This is a genomic window from Pseudomonas sp. GW822-FHT07A10 (assembly GCF_058798795.1).
The window spans coordinates 94,217-115,106 of the sequence record NZ_JBXAKV010000016.1; the positions used below are offsets into that span (position 1 = coordinate 94,217).

The window sequence follows — 20,890 nt, forward strand, 5'->3', positions numbered from 1 at the left end:
GGGGGCTTGCCCCCGTTCGGCTGCGAAGCAGTCGTAAAACCATCCGACGTGGTGTGTCTGATGCAGTGCGATTGAAGGGTTTGGGGCCGCTTCGCGACCCAACGGGGGCAAGCCCCCTCACCACAAAGGTCCGGTTATGGCTGTAGACCGGTGAGCAGATGCACCACTCCACCGTCCAACATCATGACGCCTGGCACTCCAGCCGCCGTCAACGCCTGCCGATCCATCCGCGCCACATCCCGTAACTCCACCCGCATCCGGGTCAGCGCCACGGGCTGATGCGACTTGAGGTTATCCACACCGCCCAGTGCGGCCACGACATTCGGTGCCAGACCGGAAACGGCTTGAGCTACCGCTTTCGACTCATCCACTACCAGATCCGGGGTCAACGCTTTCCAGAACGCCCGCTGCATTTTCTCGAACATGCTCAGTTCTCCAGAACCAGTGAAGTATCGACCGTCGCCTCGTGGTGCAGCCGCAATGCCTCGCGCACCTGCCCGGCACTTTCCAGCCCCAGCACTTGCTGGGCGATGGCCTGACAGTCCAGCAGGTCGACTTCGCGAACCGCCGCCTTGATCGCCGGAATCAGCGGCACGCTCACCGACAACTCATCCACGCCAAGCCCCAGTAACAGCGGCACCGCCAGATGTTCCGAAGCCAGGGCACCACACACACCGACCCATTTGCCATGGGCATGAGCGGCTTTCACAGTACCGGCGATCAAGCGCAGCACCGATGGATGAAAGCTATCAGCCTGGCTGGCCAGCCGCGGGTGATCGCGGTCCATGGCCAAGGTGTATTGGGTCAGGTCGTTGGTACCAATGGAGAAGAAATCCACCTCGGGCGCAAACAGATCCGCCATCAGCGCCGCGGCCGGTACTTCGATCATGATCCCCAGTTTCGGCAGTTCCGTGAGCCCTGCTGCCAGCGCTTCCTCTTCAAGCAGCTGACGGGCCAGCCGCAACTCCGACAACTGCGTGACCATCGGCAACATGATGTGCAGCCGAGCCAACCCGGCGCTGCTCAGGATCGCCTTGAACTGATCGCGCAACAGCTGCGGACGCTCCAGGCACAAACGAATGCCGCGCATGCCCAGGAACGGGTTGGTTTCGCGGTCCATCGGCACGTAGGCCAATGGTTTATCGCCGCCGACATCCAGGGTCCGCACCACCAGACTGCGCGCTGGCCCCAATGCTCGGGCGATAGCGCTGTAGGTGGACGCTTGCTCGTCATGGCTCGGTGCATGGTTGCGATCCAGATAAAGAAACTCCGAACGCAACAGACCGACGCCCTCGCCGCCCAGTGTCATGGCCTGCTCAGCTTCGGCCAGCGAAGCGATGTTGGCGGTGATTTCAACGTGATGACCATCGCGGGTACAGGCAGCCAGCGCGGCATTTTCCAATTCATATTGCCGGCGTTTCTTTTGTCGCTGACGATTGGCTTGCAACTGCTCGATAGCGGCCAGTTCGGGATCCAGCTGCAACTCGCCCTGGTCGGCATCGAGCAAAACCCGCGTGCCGTTGGCCAGTGCCAGCACCTGAACCGGCAAACCGCAGATCGCTGGCAAGCCGAAGGCCCGGGCGAGAATCGCCACGTGGCTGGTGGCGCCACCGCCGACCGTTGCAAAACCGAGCACCTTGCGCGTGTCCAGCCCTGCCGTCTGGGAAGGTGTCAGTTGCTCGGCAATCAGAATCGCCCCTTCCGGCAACTCCATCGCCTGATCCTCCACACCGAGAATCAACTTGAGTACCCGTTGACCCACGTCGGCCAAATCCGCAGCCCGTTCGGCCAGCAAGGCATTGCCCAGTTTTTTGAACAAGGTAGCCGTCGACTCGGTGGCCGCCCGCCAGGCGAAACCGGCGCTTTTGCCGGCGTCGATCAGCGCCAGGGCCTGATCCAGCAGGCTTGGGTCTTCGAGCAGTTCCTGATGCGCCTTGAAGATATCTGCCTGGGTGTCACCCGTGGCCTGGTCACGCAACTGCTGCAGGTCCAGGACTGCCGTCGCCAACGCCTGGGACAGGTGCTCGCGCTCAACTTGCGCGCCCCGACCGGATTCAATGATTTCAAGGGTCTGCTGCGCGATCTGCACCACCTGACCAAACGCCGACCCCGCCGATGCACAGACGCCGTGCAACACCTTCAGCGATGAAGCATCAGTCGCAACCGTCTCAACCTCTGCCATCACCGTCACGGCTTCTCCGCACCCGGCGGCCAACAACTCGACCAGGGTCTTGATCGCCACTTCGGCATCCGCGCCCGCCGCGCTGACTTGCACGATGTCGCCGTGAGCGGTCTGCAACGCCATGATCGCCACCAGGGATTTGGCGTTCGCGCTGTCCTGCTGTTTATGCAGACAAATACTCGCCGAAAAACCTTTCGCCGCCTGGGCAAACACCGCCGCAGGGCGAGCGTGCAAGCCATTGAGATTGGGCAGCGTCAGCGGTTTTGAGAACAGTGCCTCGCCCTCCTCCGGCTCATCGGCCGCTACTTCAGACGGATTCAAACTCAGCAGCAACTGACCACTTTCCACTACGCCCGTTTCAGGCGTCAGCCAAGTGAACGGCTCACCGCTGACCACCAACATCAAGGTCAACAAACTGCGGGCGTTCAAGGCAATGTAATCGGCATCGAACTCGATCAGCGCCTGCCCCACCTCAACCCGCTGACCTTCCTCCACCAACCGGGTGAAGCCCTTGCCGGCCAGATTCACGGTGTCGAGGCCAATGTGCATCAACACCTGCACGCCGTTGTCGTCGGTGATGCTGACGGCATGCCCGCTGGCCTGCACATTGCTGATCACTCCAGCCAGCGGTGCGCACAAGGTGGACGAGGTCGGGTCGATACACAGACCGTCACCGATCACGCGACTGGAAAACACCTGATCGGGCACTTGGTCCAGCGGCATCAGCACGCCGGACAAGGGTGCCAGCAATTGCAATTGTTGGGGTGTGGCCATGACGTCACCTGCTGTTTTGTTCTTTGAAGTGCCGATGGAGCGCGAGGCCCCGACAGCATCGCTTATTTCCACCAATACTCGACCTGCAATCCGACGTTCGAACCATGCCGCGCCGTGCCGAAGGCGCCGGTGTCGGATAACGCCGAACCTGCAGCCAGTTCATTGGCCGCCCGTTTGGCCGCCTCGTTCCAGCTGGCATAGGTGTAATACAGACGCACCTCGGGGCGCGCCCAGAATTCCGGGCCCTTGGGTGACCAGGTCGGGGCGATGGTGAACTTGCTCAGTTTGCGCGTGCCGCCTGTGGCCTCGACCTGATCGTGGCCCAGTTCGGTCACCAGTTTGATTTGCTCGGTGATCGCATAGGCCGGGCGAATCCCGAGGGAAATCCAGTTCTGGTCAGCGCCGTCGGGGCGAATGTCCTTCTGATAAACAGCCTCGACCTGCCCGCCAAAGCGCGGCGTCACTTGCCAGTCGAAGAACTCCACCACGCGGTAGCTTTTACTGCTGTCGTCCAGCTTCACGTTACCGGTATAGCCCAACCCGGTGCCGGGGCCTTCGCCGTACTGAAAGGCCAGTTTGTTCTTGCCGCCCAGGAAACCCTTCTGCACATGCTGGGTGGTGATCGCCCAGCCACGGTGAGCGTCGCGGCTGTCGGGTTCGTCGATGTAGCTCAAGCCGAACTCCAGCTCACCGCCGGGGTTGGTGTTGAAGCCGGAGACGTTGAAATCGTGACGGTTGATGTAGTCCTTCTGGTACAGGTTGTCCTTGCGCGAGAAGGCGTAGCTGTACTTCAGATCACCGATCAGCACGTCTTCGATACCGCCGCCGGTGGCGCTCTGATTCCAGTAGTAGAAATCGGAAATATGGATGTCGTTACGTTTGTAGTAACGCCGACCGGCCCACAGCGAACCACCATTGAGGCTGGGCATGTTCGACCATTGCGCATACAGCTGCGGCATGCGCACCGAGCCGTTGTCACCATTGAACGTCAGGTTGCGGTCGTACTGGTTATACAGCGAAGCCATGCCGTCGACACTGAGCACCGAACCGTCGTCCAGCGTGAACAGGTCCTGACGCAATTCCAGCTCAGCATACTGTTCACATTCGTTGCCCAACCGGTATTTGGACTGCGCGCCCGGCAATTGAAAACACGACTGTGAACTGCTGTTGACCGAGGTGCCGACACCGCTACGCAAATAGCCGGCGAACTCCAGCGCCTGGGCCGAGAACGGTAATCCAAGGCACACACCCGCAACTGCAAGACTGCGATTTATTGTTGTTTTCAAGAACCACCTCATTATTTTTATTGTGTGATGCAGCAAAACCGGCGCGCAAAACTCCCCCGCGCAGTGTTCTGCGTGTTGTTCGAAACAGTGTTTTTAAATGTTGGTCAGGTGCAGAACGAACGACTCATAGGGCCTTAAAAAGACCTGCCGATGCCGTGGCGGACAGTCCGGGTAATTGCTGATCACCAGACGCTGTGCCATCGCTTCGCTGATCACCTCCGGCGGCAGTTCAACTTCGCACGGTGTGCCATAAAAGTTATTCAGCACCAGCAAACGCTCACCATTGCCTTCACGCACGTACGCCCAGATTTGCGTGTGTTCAGGCAACAACTGTCGGTACACACCATCGGACATCAGCGCTTCACTGCGGCGCAGGGCAATCAGCTGACGGTAGTGATGCAGCACCGAATCCGGGTCGTCGAGTTGGTGGGCGACGTTGATTTGCGCGGCATTGGCCGGCACTCCGATCCACGGCTCGACAGCGCTGAAACCGGCGTTCGGCTCGGCGCTCCAGTGCATCGGCGTGCGACTGTTGTCCCGGGACTTCTGCATGATCGCCGCCATGTTGTCGGCGTCGCTGGCACCGGCCTCGCGCTTGAGCCGGAAGATGTTCAGAGTCTCGACATCGCGGTACTGATCGATGTGATCGAACCCCGGATTGGTCATGCCCAGCTCTTCACCTTGATACACAAACGGCGTTCCCTGGAGGAAATGCAACGCGGTGCCGAGCATCTTCGCCGACACCACCCGATGCTCGCCGTCATCACCAAACCGCGAAACCACCCGCGGCTGGTCGTGGTTACACCAGAACAGCGCGTTCCAGCCACCGCCGGCCTGCATGCCGGTCTGCCAGTCGGAGAGGATGCGCTTGAGTTCGAGGAAGTCGAAATCGGCGCGAATCCACTTTTGCAGGTTCGGGTAATCAACCTTCAGGTGATGAAAGTTGAAGGTCATCGACAGCTCTTTCGACTCCGGCCGCGAGTAGCGAATGCAGTGTTCCAGACTGGTGGACGACATCTCGCCGACGTTGATCAGGTCATGACCTTCGAACACTTCGCGGTGCATCTGCTGCAAGTACTCGTGGACGTTCGGGCCATCGGTGTAAAAGCGTCGACCGTCAGTGTTGTCCTCAGGGAAATCCGCCGGTTTGGAAATCAGGTTGATCACATCCAGACGGAAACCGCCCACGCCTTTGTCGCGCCAGAATCGCATCATCTTGAAGACTTCAGCGCGCACCCTGGGGTTGTCCCAGTTCAGGTCGGCCTGCGTGTGGTCGAACAAGTGCAGGTAATACTGGCCGGTCTGGGCTTCGTACTCCCAGGCCGAACCGCCGAACTTGGATTCCCAGTTGTTCGGCTGGTCGCGCCAGATATAGAAGTCGCGGTAAGGGCTATCGAGGCTGCTGCGGGCCTGCTGGAACCAGGTGTGTTCGATCGAGGTGTGGTTGACCACGATGTCGAGCATCAGCTTGATCCCGCGCTTGGCGGCTTCGGCAATCAGCAACTCGCAGTCAGCCATGGTCCCGTAACTCGGGTCGATGGCGTAGTAATCGCTGATGTCGTAACCGTTGTCACGCTGGGGCGAACGCAGGAACGGCGTAATCCACAGGCAATCGACACCCAGCCAGTGCAGGTAATCGAGCTTGGCCACGACGCCGAGCAAATCCCCCGTGGGGTTGCCGGCGTGGCTGTGAAAACTCTTCGGGTAGATCTGGTAGATCACCGAACGTTGCCAGTCTTGCATGGCGGATTCCTTTTTGAATAGGTACTGGCGAATGCGATCTATCAGGCGACCCGATACCCGGGCCGGACAATCTTCATGCTCAACCCGCAGGTCAAAACAAACGGCACGACCATGGCAATCACCATCCCGACCACGAACATCGGGATGAACTGCGGGATGATCGAGATGAAACCGGGCAAACCGCCAACGCCGATCGCCGAGGCCTGGACCTTGTTCAGCGACAGGAAGACGCAGCCCAGGGCCGAGCCGATCAGGGCCGCATAGAACGGAAACTTGTAGCGCAGGTTGACCCCGAACATGGCCGGTTCGGTGATGCCGAAGTAGGCAGAAATCGCCGAGGTCGAGGCCATGCTTTTGTCCCGCACACTGCGGGTCATGTAGAACACCCCCAGTGCCGCGCTGCCTTGTGCGAGGTTGGACATGACGATCATCGGCCAGATGAACGTGCCGCCCTGGGTGGAGATCAGTTGCAGGTCGACTGCGAGAAACATGTGGTGCATGCCGGTGATCACCAGTGGTGCGTAGAGCAGGCCGAAAATCGCCCCGCCAACCATCGGCGCCAGGTCGAACAGGGTGACCACGCCTTCAGTGATGAGAATCCCCAGATGGCGGGTCACCGGACCAATTACCGCCAGCGCCAGCACACCGGTGACGACGATGGTGGTGATCGGCACCACCAGCAATTGCACCGCGTTAGGCACCCGCGCCCGCAGCCACTTTTCGATGACGCTCATCACATAGGCCGCCAGCAGGATCGGCAAGATTTGCCCCTGGTAACCGACTTTCTCGATCTGGAACACACCGAGGATGTCGAAGTACGGCAGGCTCTGCCCCTCAAGCCCGGCCACCGCTTTGCCGTAGTTCCAGGCGTTGAGTAGATCCGGGTGCACCAGCATCAGGCCGAGCACAATGCCGAGGATTTCGCTGCCGCCAAAGCGCTTGGCCGCCGACCAGCCCACCAGCGCCGGAAGGAACACGAAGGACGTGTTGGCCATCAGGTTGATCAGGCTCCAGAGCCCGTCCAGCGTCGGATAGGCGTCCAGCAGGGTCTTGCCCTCGATGAACATGCCCTTGGCGCCGATCAGGTTGTTGATGCCCATCAACAGGCCGGCAATGATCAGCGCCGGGAGAATCGGCATGAACACATCGGAAAACACCCGCACCAGTCGCTGCATGGCGTTGATCTTGTCGGCGCTTTTCTGTTTGACGTCGGCGATGGTCGAGACGGCGAGACCGGTCTGTCGGCGCAGCTCGGCGTAGACCTTTTCCACTTCGCCGGGGCCGATCACCACCTGGAACAAGCCGCCGGTATAGAACGAACCCTTGACCAGATCGATCTGGTTCAGCGTGGCGCTGTTGACCAGGCTCGGGTCCTTGAGGGCCAGGCGCAGCCGTGTGACACAGTGCGCGGCCTGCTCGAGGTTGTCGCTGCCACCGAGGCTATGCAGCAGCTCGGTGACGATGTTCGGATAGTCATGGCTCATGCTTGTTCTTCCGCTGTAGTTTTTTGTTATTGGCAGCACGCCGAAGCGAAAAATACTCGTCTGTACGAGTTAAAGCAACAACTCGTACAGACGAGTTTGATTTTGTTTATCCTGAACCCGACAGGCGGCGATATTTCCTACCTCCGAAGTCAAAGAAACCCAAAGCCGCATGGACAAACCCCTACCCTGCCCTTAAGGTTCAAAACCTTGAGCACAACGCGGCACAGAGCCATCCCCATGAGTAAATACAACCAGATCTACAGCGATCTGCTTGCCAGCATTACCACCGAACGTCTGGAACGCGGCGCCCGATTGCCTTCCGAAACCGAACTGATGGACAGCTATCAAGCCAGTCGCGGCACCGTGCGCAAGGCCATCGAGCAATTGCAGGAGCGCGGTTTCGCCCAGAAAGTCCACGGCAAAGGCACCTTCGTGCTGTCCACCAACCCGATCGAGTTTCAGCTCGGCGGCATCGTCAGCTTCCAGGAAACCTACCCGCGACTGGGCAACGACGTCAGCACCGAAGTGGTCGAATTCACCCAGATTCCCCTCGAAGGCCCGCTGCTCGAACACATCAAGGCGGCTGAAGGTAGCCTGATCACGCGGATCAAGCGCGTGCGGCGGATCGACGGCAAACGCGTGATCCTGGACATCAACCATTTCGTCAGCGACGTGATTCCCGGCTTGTCCCGCGAAATCGCCGAGCACTCGATCTATGCCTTCATCGAGCAAACCCTGCAACTGCAGATCGCCTACGCCCAGCGCACCATCGAAGCGGTGCCGCGCAGCAAGGACGACCAGCAACACCTGGACCTCGACGGCCAGAGCCATGTGATTGTGGTCAGTAACCAGACATTCCTGCAGGATGGGCGGCAATTCGAGTACACCGAGTCGCGGCATACGCTGGATAAGTTCTACTTCTCCGACATAGCCCGGCGCTGAAACGCAAAAGGCCGTATGAACTCACGTTCACACGGCCTTCCGGGTGTCACGGACGATCAGTGACAGCCGGGATTCCTCAGTCTCGAATTGATTATTCAATCAAAACCATAAAAGTATTTAAACCGGCGAGAGTTCGCGATTTTCATCATGAACACTGCTGGTCCATTGAGCCAAAGCTGCCGCCAGCTTTTCTTCAATATGGCTCTCGATGGTTCGCAAGCGCAGCAACGGGATATTGCATTTTTGCAGAATGCTGTTTTTCAGGGCATCTCGTTCGGCCTGTTCAGGCTCATCATGAGAGCCCCCATCAACCTCGATGACGCCCAGAGGTTTTTTCCCTACCTTGAAATAAAGCACGAAATCACAGCTGGCCTTGTTTTTCATGAGCGCCAGTTCCTGTGCCGTCAAAACTTCATTGGCGACCGAGACCAGTTGTATCAACTCAATCTGAGTGTGAAACATCACCGATCGGTAGGCATCCTGAGCAAGCGTTTCACGAAGTAGCTGCGCCACTATCTGTTCTGATTTGAACGATGAATCATTCGGCCGAAGTCTTGCGTTAAGACGCTCGAGCGATTGGTCGTATTCTTTGTAGAGCAGGTCGAAGGCTGATATCACGGGTGCGCGGTGGAGCTGCCCTTGTTCCGCGTAGTATTCGATGTATCGCACCAGCGCGGCGATATGCCCGTTGTTCGCCGTGAAGACATCATCCCCTGTGACCAGGGTGAATCGATTCCTGGCCCGTGATACAGCCACATTGACCATGCGTGGGTCATCCACGAAATCCAGACGTTCCTGGGGTACGCGCTTCTTGTCCAGTACGGTGGAAAAAACAATTTCGTCGCACTCTCTGCCCTGGAACTTGTGCACGGTGTCCTTGACGAAATCCGCTGGCAAAAGCGTACCCGAGAGCGTGGCCTGTGCCCTGAAAGGTGCGATGAAGCCCCTGCCGTCTTCGCCCGTCCATGCACACTCGCCCTCCCCCTCAAGCATTGCCAGCAGCGAATCCAGCTCCCTGAGATTGGTGTTCTTTCGAGTGTGATTACCCTTGGCGGTAACGAGCAGCGACAACGGTTTTTCCCCGAGGTCTTGCGTCATCGGAACCAGCTGGTTGTCGTAAAACTGCTGATTGCAGAACTGAATGATTCGCGGGTGACAGCGATAATGCTCTTTCAGGAGCGTCACCGGGATCGAACCATCGAATACTCCGATGCACGAATCGAGCAGGCTGTACTTGTCGCAATCGTAGAAGTCCTTGGGCGCAGGTAAACCCAGTTGCGCCGGGATGTGTGCCAGCTGTTTTCTATCACCAACGATGATCAGATTCTTCGCGCAACCCAGCGCCAATATTCCCGGGATGATGTCCTGTTGCGAAGCCTCGTCGATGATGACGTAATCAAGCAAGGCACCACTGGCGAGAGAGTTGACGATCGAGTGCGTGCTGCTGGAAATGATTGGATAGCGCTTCACGAATCCATCGAACTGGCGCTTGTAAGACTTGGCATCAAAGGGTTCAGAGTCTGGCACATGCTGATGCAAGTGCTGCTTCAGGTAGTTCATCGAAACGCTCGTCAGCTCATCCAGCAGCGCCTGGTAATTGCCGAGTCGCAACGTTTCCTGGTGGGCGGCCAGTAGGGTTTTTCTTTCCAGCAGCGCTTTGTCGTAATAGTGAAGCTGCAGGCCATAGAACACCGATTTGCGCTTTTCCCAGTTATCGAATGGTTTCGTGCGCACAATCCTGAAATTGAACAGCAGCTCGATCCGGTCCTTGAGCCTGACGTGCCTGCCCGCAAGATGTGTCAGGTAGGCCATCAGGTCGGCCGACTTTTGCGGGGAGAGCTTGTACTTGTCCAGAGCGAGCACCTGCACGGCGTTTTCCTGCTGCCATTGCAAGAGATAGCGACGCTCGACCTCCAGCTCGGCGATTTCAATCTGCAGCTGGGCTACCGCGTTGCGGGTATGCAGATAGCGCTTGAGCTGTTGCAACACGCCCTGGATGCGCTCCATCGAGGGCGCGGCGTCGGGCTCTGCCGATGGTTTTGGGGCAGGGTTGGCGAAGAATGCCTCTCGGTTGCTTTTGCTACCCAACGTGGCAACCAGATAATCCAGCCCGGACTTGCCCAGTTTTTCGCAGACGTTCCCAACGGCCGCATTGTTGTTGGAGACCACCGCCACGTTTTTTCCACGCAACAGCAGATTGGCGATGATATTCAGAATGGTCTGCGTCTTGCCGGTGCCGGGAGGCCCTTCGATCAGACTGATCTGCGATGCGAACGCGCGTTCGACTGCTGCAAGCTGGCTTTCATTGATGCCGAAAGGGAAGATGAAATTTCCCGCCTGCTCCTGCCTGCCATTGTGCCCCTTGCAGTAGGCGTGCAATGCCGTATCCGCGCAGGGAGGTAGTGCGTCGAGCTGGCGCAACACATTTTGGGCGATCTCCTTGTCCGTCGACGCTGCATGATCGACGCGGGCAGTAGCCACAGAATGGAAATAGCGGAAGGTCGACTCGTCCTTCATGTCCGTCGGCGTCACAAGCTCGATAGAGTCCATCTTGAACACGTAACTAGCCGCGCTTGAGGAATACTGAACGACGGCATATTTCTCGCCGTAGATCACAGCTTTCTCAACGGCGCTTACCACTGAGCTGCCTTTTTTTCGCAGAAGCTGGCCTTTCACCTCTCGAGTGGGAACGACCTCGCAGTCACCCAGCGGGCTAGGAAAACTCTTGCCGGAGGGAAAGTGGCAAGTCAGCGAGAATCCACCGCTCCCGTCACTCTTTATTGTCCAGTCGTTGATCTGACGGGTCTTGTCTATACCGCGCACGCTGATGGAAACCATATATCCCTTACGCAGGCCCGTTCAAAGCCTGTACACATCCATGTTGTCGGAGTCCGAATCTTTTGATTCGACGAGTTTGACACTATTTTGACATCACTCTTTGTCCGGGCACCAGCTTCCAGTTGGTGCGTCGAACAGACTGATGTAAACGTTTCCTTCAGATGCGACAAGGGCGCTTCTCAGCGCCCTTGTCGTTCAACTTATTCCCACTCAATCATAAAAATCATAAAGAAAACCATATAAATCAAAGCTTTATTTTGATCATACCTGCTGATACCACGAAAAATACCATAGACGAAAAACTGTTTTCACAAATACTGCATCATTCATGCGATGTGGTGATCGGCTGGGGAATTGGCCCGCCTGCCAATACCGCACTGATCCTATAATATTTACTCAAGATCCAATGCCGGAAAGTGCTCGCAGGCCAGGAGTCACGATCAGTGAAATGTTGGTAAATGGGCCAATACTTCATAAGCTGAAACACGCTCGCCTATGGGAATAATGAACGTGCTGTACGGCAATCAGACAGTGCACAACCGCCATCGCGGCGCTGCAAAGCGTAGGCAAACCCTCATCGCCCTCAGCAGCACCGACGGTATTTCATCCACAGCCCGTATAGTTGAGAATGCCCGGTCGTAAGAGCTGTTTCCAATGAAAGCGGATTTTCTTCAAGTGGTCGATTATGGACATGCACAGCAGTTCTGCGACAAATGATTGCGCCCGGATTCATCGCGCCGGGGTGGATCTTAATGGGCTGATGTCGGTCCTTGGCAAACACCTGTATTCCACGCCCACCGTGGCCTTGCGCGAACTGGTACAGAACGCACATGACTCAATCCTGCGCCGACGTCTGGAAGGCGACTGGCAGGGCATGGGCCGTATAGAAGTGATCGGTGATCCCCAGTCAAACACCATCAGTATCATCGATACCGGCGCCGGCCTGACGGAGCATGAGATTCACGCGTACCTCGCGACCGTAGGTGTTGGCTACACCAGAGGTCTGCGCGAGGCCGGCGAGGAAGCGGGAGGACTGATTGGCATGTTCGGACTGGGCTTTCTGTCGGCGTTTGTACTAGCCAGGCGGGTCATCGTTCGCAGCACCTCCTATCAGCAGCCGAACCTGGGGTTCTGTTACCAGTCCAGCAATGGCGAGCAGTACAGCGTGGAGGCCTGCGAGGCACGCCCGGTGGGCACGCATGTCACCCTGGAACTGCATGAGCACCATCGCGCCCTGGCCGAGGCCACACGTCTGCGTGCGATTCTGGAACGCTATTGCGCGCTGCTGGAGGTGCCCATCCATGTAGGTGCGGGTGCCGGCGAGGCCATCAACCGGGAACTGCCACCCTGGCGACTGTCTGCAGGAGGCGGTTTGCATCCATTGCAATTGCACAAACGGCAACTGGCGTTCGCCGAGGGCTTTGAACACACCTTCGAACCGATCTGCTGTATGCCTGTAGATTCGCTAGAACAGACCGATCTGCAAGGGTTGCTGTGGGTTCAGGACGGCGCGACCTATGGTTCAAACGATAACCGCAATCTAAGTGTATTCCTGCGCGGGATGCTGCTGGATGACAATGCCCGCGACCTGTTGCCGTCTTGGGCGGGTTTTATCGGCGGCGTGATCGAGTCTAGGCACCTGACCCCAACGGCGAGCCGCGAGGCTCTGCAGCGCGATCAGCACTACCTCGAGACCCGTCATGCTATCGGCGAGGCGCTGATCGATGGCTTGGTCGGGCTCGCCGAGCATCAGCCGCAGGCCTGGCGTCGGGTGTTGTCGCGCCATAACGAATCCTTGTTAGGGGCGACCCTGTGCGATCAGCGCCTCTTCGATCTGCTCAAGGACAGCCTGAGTATTCCCACCTCCCAGGGTGAACTGCCGGTTCGCCATCTGGTAGTTGAGGGTGCCGTCCATGTGTTGCTCGACAGCCAAGACGGCTTTGAAACAATGTTGTTCCATGCTTTGGGTTTTCCGGTGGCGCATGGCAATCGTTATGCCGTGCTGCCGTTCCTGCGCCTTTGGTGCGAGGTGCAAGGTATTCGTTTGGTCGAATTGGGCAGCGAAAGTGGCAACCGGCAATTGTTCACGCCGGTCAGCCTGCCGACGTCACAACTTGACTGGCTGAGTACACGGCTGGCGGTGAACGAAGAACTGGTGGTGGCGCGTTTTGCTCCCGAGGCACTACCACTGGTGGTAGTCAGTAATCACGAGGCGCAGTTGAAGGCCCGGCTTGAAAGCGACGAGGCGGATCGGCATATTGCATCGGCAGCCTTGCACCTGGCCCGTCAGTACACGCAGCAGATAACAACCCAGGCCGCTAACCGTCTTTATCTCAACTTCGCCAACCCGGCAATCCAGGCCCTGATCCAAGCCGTCGACGGCAATCAGCCGGGCGCCCTGGATGCGGCCCGGTTGCTCAAGGCGTTCAAGGTAATTATTGCCGGACAGGCCGCACTGCAGACGCCATCCGCCCTGACAGAGGCGCTGGAAGGACTGGCGCAGTCGATGCAGGTGTTGCTGGCCCGATGATTGATGATCCTGATGGATCCAGTGGAGAGTGACGTACATGGATATCTGGAGTTGGTTGGGAAAACTCAAGGCCGAGTTGCGAGAGTCGGGTAAGGGGCAGGCTGTCGATTCGCTGGACCGTATGCTTCAACACATATTCAACCTAGAAGTCACTCAGGCTCAAGCTTTGCTTCCAGAGGTCAAGGCGCTGGCCAAGACCGTTGGCAATCCCTGGCTGGAAGTATTCGTCGGCCATTGGGAAATGCGCAATCGCGTCGGCAGCCTGTTGGAAGGTGAAACGGCACTGGCGCAGGTGGTGACGCTGTTCGAGCGAGCCAACCGGGAAGATGCCCGACAGTGCCCGCAATCGGTCTGCGTGACCCAAGATCTGGTGTCCTGCTATGCCAATGTCGACGGTGCGGGGTGGGCCGAGGAACGGATCGCCGTCTGTGACGAAACCTTGCAACGTCTGGACCCGAGCTGGGGATGTTTTTCCTGCATAAGTTACGAAAAAGCCGATGCCATGCTCGATGATGGACGCCCCGAGGACGCGCTTGCATTCCTGGACGAGCAGCAGGACAAGATACTGGCCGCAGGGCAACCGAACCACGACTGCATGCACGAGGTGCGCATAGCTACCCTACTGCAGCTGAAGAGGCCTGAGCAGGCCTGGGCGGTGATGGCGGAGTGGGATGCTGGTGTGAAGGGCCACGAGTGGCCGACCGAGCGTCAGCAGCGATTGATGTACAAGGCCCAAGTGCTCGCCCAGTTACAGCACGACGACGAGGCTTGGGCGTTGCTGCTGGCCGAAGATGAGCTGATCCCGCGCTACCGTCTGTTCTGGTTGTGCGCACTCGAAGAGTTGTTGCGCCGGGCCCCGGAGCGCAATACTCAGGCGCTGGCCAAGCTTTTGCAGAAGGTCATCGAGCAGCATGATCGCAACGGCGCACACCGACTGGTCATTCAAGTCGCCGCTATCAGCATTCCACTGGCACTGCAGCGCGAAGACCTAGCCCAGGCTCGCCATCATCTAAAACTGGCACGCACGCATATCGGGCAACTGCGCCGGGATCGTGGTGCGCAGACGCTGCTGGAGTCGCTGGCGAGACAGATTGATGCTACCTGCTCGCAGGGCGAGACAACGTTGCGCTGACGACTCGGGTAACGCAGTACTAAAAATGATGGGCTATGAGCCGGCGACGCATTTGTCGATAAGCCAAATTGCACGACAGTTAGTACTGACATCTGCATTGCTAAGAGTCTCGATACCATGTCGGCATTCCTTATCCGGGACATGGTATCGATAAAGCTTTCTCACATACGTACAATGTGCGCCATTAACAACGCCATTGATGACGTATCAAACATCACCATCCAATTTTATTTTTTAAATAAAATCAAATAGTTATTAGCAAACCCTACTCCCACTCAATCGTCGCCGGCGGCTTGCTCGACACGTCGTAGGTAACGCGGGAGATGCCTTCGATTTCATTGATGATGCGACCGCTGACGGTTTCCAGCAGTTCGTAAGGCAGGTGTGCCCAACGCGCGGTCATGAAGTCGATGGTTTCCACGGCACGCAGGGCAACGACCCAGGCGTAACGACGGCCATCGCCGACAACACCAACCGATTTCACCGGCTGGAACACCACGAACGCCTGGCTGACCTTGTGGTACCAGTCGGCCTTGCGCAGTTCTTCGATGAAGATGTGGTCGGCACGACGCAGCAAGTCGGCGTATTCCTTCTTCACTTCACCGAGGATCCGCACGCCCAGGCCCGGACCCGGGAACGGATGACGGTAGACCATGTCGTACGGCAGGCCGAGTTCCAGGCCCAGACGACGGACTTCGTCCTTGAACAGCTCGCGCAGCGGTTCAACCAGCTTGAGGTTCATTTCTTCCGGCAGGCCACCCACGTTGTGGTGCGACTTGATCACGTGCGCCTTGCCGCTTTTCGCGCCAGCCGACTCGATCACGTCCGGGTAGATGGTGCCCTGGGCCAGGTACTTGATGTTGTCCAGCTTGCAGGATTCGGCATCGAACACGTCGATGAAGGTACGGCCGATGATCTTGCGCTTCTTCTCTGGATCGGACTCGCCAGCCAAGTTGTTGAGGAACTGGTCCTCAGCGTTGGCGCGGATCACTTTGACGCCCATGTTCTCGGCGAACATGGCCATCACTTGCTCGCCTTCGTGCAGACGCAGCAGGCCGTTGTCGACGAACACGCAGGTCAGCTGATCGCCAATGGCCTTGTGCAGCAGCGCGGCAACCACCGAGGAGTCCACGCCGCCGGACAGGCCGAGCAGTACGTTGTCGGTGCCGACCTGGGCACGGACCTGGGCGATGGCATCTTCGGCAATCTTCGACGGCGTCCACAGGGCTTCACAGCCACAGATGTCGAGGATGAAGCGCGACAGGATGCGACCGCCCTGCTTGGTGTGGGTCACTTCCGGGTGGAACTGCACGCCGTAGTAGGCACGGTCATCGTTGAACATGCCGGCAATCGGGCAGCTCGGGGTGCTGGCCAGGATGTGGAAGTCTTCCGGCATCTTGGTGACCTTGTCACCGTGGCTCATCCAAACGTCGAGGCCGAACAGGCCATCGGCGTCGATATGGTCTTCGATGCCGTCGAGCAGGCGGCTCTTGCCGACCACATCGACACGGGCGTAACCGAACTCACGTAGGTCGGAACCTTCAACCTTGCCGCCCAGTTGCTCGGCCATGGTCTGCATGCCATAGCAGATACCGAAGACTGGCACGCCCAGGTCAAACACCGCTTGCGGGCAGCGAGGGCTGTCGGCTTCGTGCACGGACTCGGGGCCGCCGGCGAGGATCACACCTTTTGGTGCGAATTCGCGAATGGCTTCCTCGTCCATGTCGAACGGATGCAGTTCGCAGTAAACGCCGATTTCACGCACGCGGCGGGCGATCAGTTGGGTGTACTGGGAACCGAAGTCGAGGATCAGGATGCGGTGAGCGTGAATGTCGAGGGCCATGATTCAGTCTCGTCTAAGTAATTCAGAAACAGTCGTGATTCAGAAACAACTCGGGGCTGAATAGAACAGCCCCGGTTGCTTAACGATTTGCTTGAAGCCTCAACCTACGCGGTAGTTTGGCGCTTCTTTGGTGATCTGTACGTCGTGGACGTGGGACTCGGCCATGCCAGCGCCGGTGATCCGCACGAACTCAGGTTTGGTGCGCATTTCTTCGATGTCGGCGCTGCCGGTGTAACCCATCGAGGAACGCAGGCCGCCCATCAGTTGATGGATGATGGCGCTCAGGGTGCCCTTGTAAGGAACACGCCCTTCGATACCTTCCGGAACCAGCTTCTCGGCACCCGCGGAGGAGTCCTGGAAGTAACGGTCGGAGGAACCTTGAGCCTGGGACATTGCGCCCAGCGAACCCATGCCGCGATAAGCCTTGTACGAACGGCCCTGGAACAGTTCGATCTCGCCTGGCGCTTCTTCAGTACCGGCGAACATCGAGCCCATCATCACGCAGGAGGCACCCGCCACGATGGCCTTGGACAGGTCACCGGAGAAACGGATGCCGCCGTCGGCGATCAACGGAACACCGGTGCCTTCAAGGGCAGCGGCAACGTTGGCGATGGCACTGATTTGCGGAACGCCGACACCGGCGACGATACGGGTGGTGCAGATCGAGCCTGGGCCGATACCGACCTTGACTGCGTCAGCGCCGGCTTCGGCCAGGGCCTTGGCGGCAGCGCCGGTGGCGATGTTGCCGCCGATGACCTGCACTTCAGGGAAGTTCTGTTTGACCCAACGAACGCGGTCGATCACGCCTTTGGAGTGGCCGTGGGCAGTGTCGACCACCACCACGTCAACACCGGCATGGACCAGGGCAGCTACACGGTCACCGGTGTCTTTACCGGTACCGACTGCAGCTCCAACGCGCAGACGACCTTGATCGTCCTTGCTGGCCAGCGGATAAGCCTTGGCTTTTTCGATGTCGTTGACGGTCATCATGCCTTTGAGGGCGAATTTGTCGTCGACGATCAGCACGCGCTCGATGCGGTGCTTGTGCAGCAATTCACGCACATCGTTCTTGTTGGCGCCTTCCTTGACCGTGACCAGACGCTCTTTAGGCGTCATCACTTCACGGACGCTGACGTCCATGCGGTTTTCGAAACGCACGTCACGGGAAGTGACGATGCCGACCAGGTCGCCATCGTGCAGTACCGGAACGCCGGAGATGTTGTGCAGGCGGGTCAGTTCGAACAGTTCACGCACCGTGGCATCGGCCTCGATGGTGATCGGGTCCTTGACCACACCGGCTTCGTAACGCTTGACCTTGCGCACTTCGGCAGCTTGCTGCTCGATGGTCATGTTCTTGTGGATGATGCCGATGCCACCTTCCTGAGCCATGGCGATTGCCAGACGGGCTTCAGTAACGGTGTCCATAGCGGCGGAAACCAGTGGAATATTCAGCTCGATGCCACGGGTAAGGCGGGTCTTGAGACTGACTTCGTTAGGAAGCACCTCGGAATAACCGGGCACTAGGAGAATGTCGTCGAATGTCAGAGCTTCTTGGCTGATACGCAGCATCGCGGGGGCTCCCGAGCGGGAAAATGGAAGCGCGCCATTATAGTCAGACACCCCCTCGGGTTCAATGTAAAACTCTGTCTATTATTGGCATTACTGACATACGGAGAAACATTGTCCCCCGTAGGGGACCGACGCCGGCATTTAGAGTTCGACTTTGACCCAACTCACGGGCTGATCCAGCCAATCGGCAAACTCATCGATAAAGTCCTGCTTGAACCCGGCCTCGAGCCAATTGTTGAAGATGAACCCCAGGTTGGAAAAGCCGCATTCCTGCAGAAACAGAAAGCCGTTGATGTCGTCTTCATGCCCGCACTCAGGGCAGGTGAAGTTATCGGTGCGCCCCGGCATCCAGTCTTCCAGGCTTTCGAACAGCGCTTCGCCGATCTCCTTGCGGCACTCGGCGCAGCCGGCTTCTTCGAGAAAACCCTTGGCCGGTGTATAGATGCAACGCTTGGTGATGATCTCCAGCCCATTGATCGGCTCGCCGAACGGCAGCGCTTCAGGGTGCAGGACCACGGCGCGGGCGCCGTCGGCGATGGCGTGGGCCATGTGATTGCCGGTGCGGCCACAGGTGGTCAGCTCTTCTTTAATGATGTTCTTGCGCACCAGCCACCGCACGACCGCCCGGGCCCGGGGTTCGTGTACCGGCAGTGTGGAGATTTTCGGGACAATGATGCTTTGCGAATTCATGGTGCAAGCCTACTGCGTCAAATGGATGTTGCTGCGGTGCGCCGATTGTCAGGGCGGCCGGCAGCTTAATCCCTGACGAAATCCGGTCAAGTACTCAAATAACGCCCAACCAAGGCAATCCCGCTGGCCAGCACCAGCCAGGTCACCAGCCGCACGAAAGCCTCGCGGGACAATTTCATGATCAATCGCCGACCGATCCACAGCCCCAGCGCCATCGCCGGCAACAAACACAGCGCCAATACCAACAAGGGTAGCTCGGCATATACACCGGCGACGGCAAACAGGCTCAAACGCACCACGGTGCTGCAACTGATCAACGCACTCTGGGTGGCCCGGGCCTCGTCCTTGGGCAACCGACTGTTCAAATAGATCGCATACAAAAAACCACCACTGCCAAACAGCGCCCCGAACATCCCGCCCACCGTGCCCATCGGCACCGCCCAACCCGCGGACAATTGCCTCGGACGGGTTTTAATCCACAAGCTGTAAATCGCATAGGCGCTGATAAACAACCCCATCAACAGCAGCAATACATCGGATTTCAGGTTCAGCAGAAAGATCACCCCCAACGTGCAACCCACCGCCATGCACGGCAGCAGTCGCAGCAATTCGGACCGCTCTACATTTCGGCGCGAGGGCAGCAGATTGCCGAACGCGGCGACGAAATCCAGCAGCACCAACAGCGGCACGATTTTCGACAGTGGCATGAACAGAATCAGAATCGGCCCCGCCACCAGCGCGGTGCCAAAACCGGCAATGCCGAACACGATGTAGGCCAGGGCAACACCCAATCCGATCACCAACCAATCCACCACACCCCACGGCCATTGGCTCAACAACTCCAGCACATTCATCGACACGGCTTCCTTTTATTCCTGTGATGACTTTAGCCAGCGCCGGGCGTTGCGACTAATATCTTCAAAATCGATCACCCATCTCAAAAAGGCATACCTGGTGCTTTCAACCCGCCAATTGCGTTACTTCGTGGAAATCGCCGAGAGCGGCAGCTTCAGCGCGGCGGCCGAACGATTGTTTATTGCTCAATCGGCCTTGAGCCGGCAGATCAAGGACATGGAAACCCGCCTGCAAACGCCGCTGTTCGAACGCACCGCCCGCCAGCCCCGCCTGACGGCGGCGGGTGAAGCCTTTTTGCCTCGGGCCAGAAACCTGCTGAACGAACTGACCAAGGCCAGCGAAATGGCCACTCAAGTGGGCACTGGTCAACTGGGCGTCTTGCGCCTGAGCCATTCCAGCACCGTACCCATGAGTGATCGACTGCTGCGCGGGATCAGCGTTTATCTGGATCTGCATGCCGGTGTGTCGATGGACATCGTCAAGCTGTCCTCCGAGGCACAACTGGAAGAGTTGGCCGAAGGTCGCCTCGATGTGGGTCTGTTGCGCCTGCCGGTGCTGCGTCAACGTGAAGGGGTGCAGATTGTTCCGCTGTACAGCGAGCGTCTGTTGCTGGCGGTGCCGCCGAATCATCGGCTGGCGGTGGATAAGTCCACGCACGGCATCGATCTGGCACAGTTGAAGGATGAAGCGTTTATTTCCATCCCTCATCCACAGCGTGGCGGCCTGAGCTATCTATCTGCCGAGTTGTGCATGCGCCAAGGGTTCTTTCCCCGAGCGGCTCGGGTGGTGTCGCGCAAAACCACGCAACTGCAATTGATCCAGGCCGGGTTCGGCATCGCGCTGTTACCGGAGTCGATGCAAGACATCGCGCCGCCGGATATCCATTTTCTTTCATTAGCCGATCCGGATTGCCACAGCACCGTCGCCCTCGCCTGCCGGCAAGATCCCACCGCGCTGGTTCAGCAATTCGTTGAACACTTCACCCGGCTGCCGTAGCAAAGCCTGCTCCCACAAGGGATTTA

Annotated in this window: 14 protein-coding genes; 4 read left to right on the plus strand and 10 right to left on the minus strand. The window is 58.3% G+C overall.

All coding sequences use genetic code 11. The features are described 5' to 3' along the window. Positions 1-134: 134 nt before the first annotated feature. The 5 genes from AC1RL4_RS23750 to treP form a co-directional block, all read right to left on the minus strand. Complete coding sequence (locus AC1RL4_RS23750; protein ID WP_096479590.1) at positions 135-425, minus strand: PTS sugar transporter subunit IIB; 291 nt, start codon at positions 423-425, stop codon at positions 135-137. 2 nt (positions 426-427) lie between these two features. Next, the gene (gene ptsP, locus AC1RL4_RS23755) at positions 428-2,956 is read right to left on the minus strand and encodes a phosphoenolpyruvate--protein phosphotransferase (RefSeq protein WP_096479589.1); all 2,529 of its coding nucleotides are present in this window, start codon (positions 2,954-2,956) and stop codon (positions 428-430) included. A 62-nt stretch (positions 2,957-3,018) separates the two neighbouring features. Beyond that, positions 3,019-4,242 carry a maltoporin gene (locus AC1RL4_RS23760; RefSeq protein WP_230174314.1) on the minus strand — a complete coding sequence of 408 codons (1,224 nt, stop codon included), beginning with the start codon at positions 4,240-4,242 and terminating at the stop codon, positions 3,019-3,021. 93 nt (positions 4,243-4,335) lie between these two features. Further along, the gene (treC, locus tag AC1RL4_RS23765; protein ID WP_230174312.1) at positions 4,336-5,985 is read right to left on the minus strand and encodes an alpha,alpha-phosphotrehalase; all 1,650 of its coding nucleotides are present in this window, start codon (positions 5,983-5,985) and stop codon (positions 4,336-4,338) included. A gap of 41 nt (positions 5,986-6,026) precedes the next feature. Further along, entirely contained in the window at positions 6,027-7,469 is a 1,443-nt protein-coding gene (treP, locus tag AC1RL4_RS23770) for a PTS system trehalose-specific EIIBC component (protein ID WP_028939197.1), read from the minus strand. A gap of 237 nt (positions 7,470-7,706) precedes the next feature. On the opposite strand from treP, the gene treR reads away from it, so the two are divergent. Continuing rightward, a complete protein-coding gene (gene treR / locus AC1RL4_RS23775) occupies positions 7,707-8,411 on the plus strand; it encodes a trehalose operon repressor (protein ID WP_019581045.1) in 705 nt (234 codons plus the stop codon). Between the two features lie 117 nt (positions 8,412-8,528). Here the strand turns inward: treR and AC1RL4_RS23780 are convergent, their stop codons facing one another. Then, on the minus strand, positions 8,529-11,249 hold the full coding sequence (locus tag AC1RL4_RS23780) for an AAA domain-containing protein (protein ID WP_028939196.1): 2,721 nt from the start codon (positions 11,247-11,249) through the stop codon (positions 8,529-8,531). Positions 11,250-11,940: 691 nt separating this feature from the next. Between AC1RL4_RS23780 and AC1RL4_RS23785 the strand changes: the two genes are divergently transcribed. After that, entirely contained in the window at positions 11,941-13,779 is a 1,839-nt protein-coding gene (locus AC1RL4_RS23785) for an ATP-binding protein (protein WP_026331844.1), read from the plus strand. Between the two features lie 37 nt (positions 13,780-13,816). Continuing rightward, positions 13,817-14,911: a hypothetical protein gene (locus AC1RL4_RS23790; RefSeq protein WP_019581048.1), complete on the plus strand. Its 1,095-nt coding sequence runs from the start codon at positions 13,817-13,819 to the stop codon at positions 14,909-14,911. Positions 14,912-15,176: 265 nt separating this feature from the next. On the opposite strand, the gene guaA is transcribed toward AC1RL4_RS23790, so the two are convergent. The 4 genes from guaA to AC1RL4_RS23810 all read right to left on the minus strand — a co-directional run bounded on the left by guaA (position 15,177) and on the right by AC1RL4_RS23810 (position 19,867). After that, a complete protein-coding gene (guaA, locus tag AC1RL4_RS23795) occupies positions 15,177-16,754 on the minus strand; it encodes a glutamine-hydrolyzing GMP synthase (protein WP_018927049.1) in 1,578 nt (525 codons plus the stop codon). Between the two features lie 99 nt (positions 16,755-16,853). Next, positions 16,854-18,323 carry an IMP dehydrogenase gene (gene guaB / locus AC1RL4_RS23800; protein WP_018927050.1) on the minus strand — a complete coding sequence of 490 codons (1,470 nt, stop codon included), beginning with the start codon at positions 18,321-18,323 and terminating at the stop codon, positions 16,854-16,856. Between the two features lie 141 nt (positions 18,324-18,464). Then, positions 18,465-19,013 (minus strand): hypothetical protein, encoded by a 549-nt coding sequence (locus AC1RL4_RS23805; RefSeq protein WP_018927051.1) that lies wholly within the window; start codon positions 19,011-19,013, stop codon positions 18,465-18,467. Between the two features lie 86 nt (positions 19,014-19,099). Then, positions 19,100-19,867, minus strand: coding sequence for a sulfite exporter TauE/SafE family protein (locus AC1RL4_RS23810; RefSeq protein ID WP_028939195.1), 768 nt, complete (start codon positions 19,865-19,867; stop codon positions 19,100-19,102). 100 nt (positions 19,868-19,967) lie between these two features. Here AC1RL4_RS23810 and AC1RL4_RS23815 point away from each other — a divergent pair, with 100 nt between their 5' ends. After that, entirely contained in the window at positions 19,968-20,864 is an 897-nt protein-coding gene (locus AC1RL4_RS23815) for a LysR family transcriptional regulator (protein WP_230174303.1), read from the plus strand. Positions 20,865-20,890 lie beyond the last annotated feature (26 nt).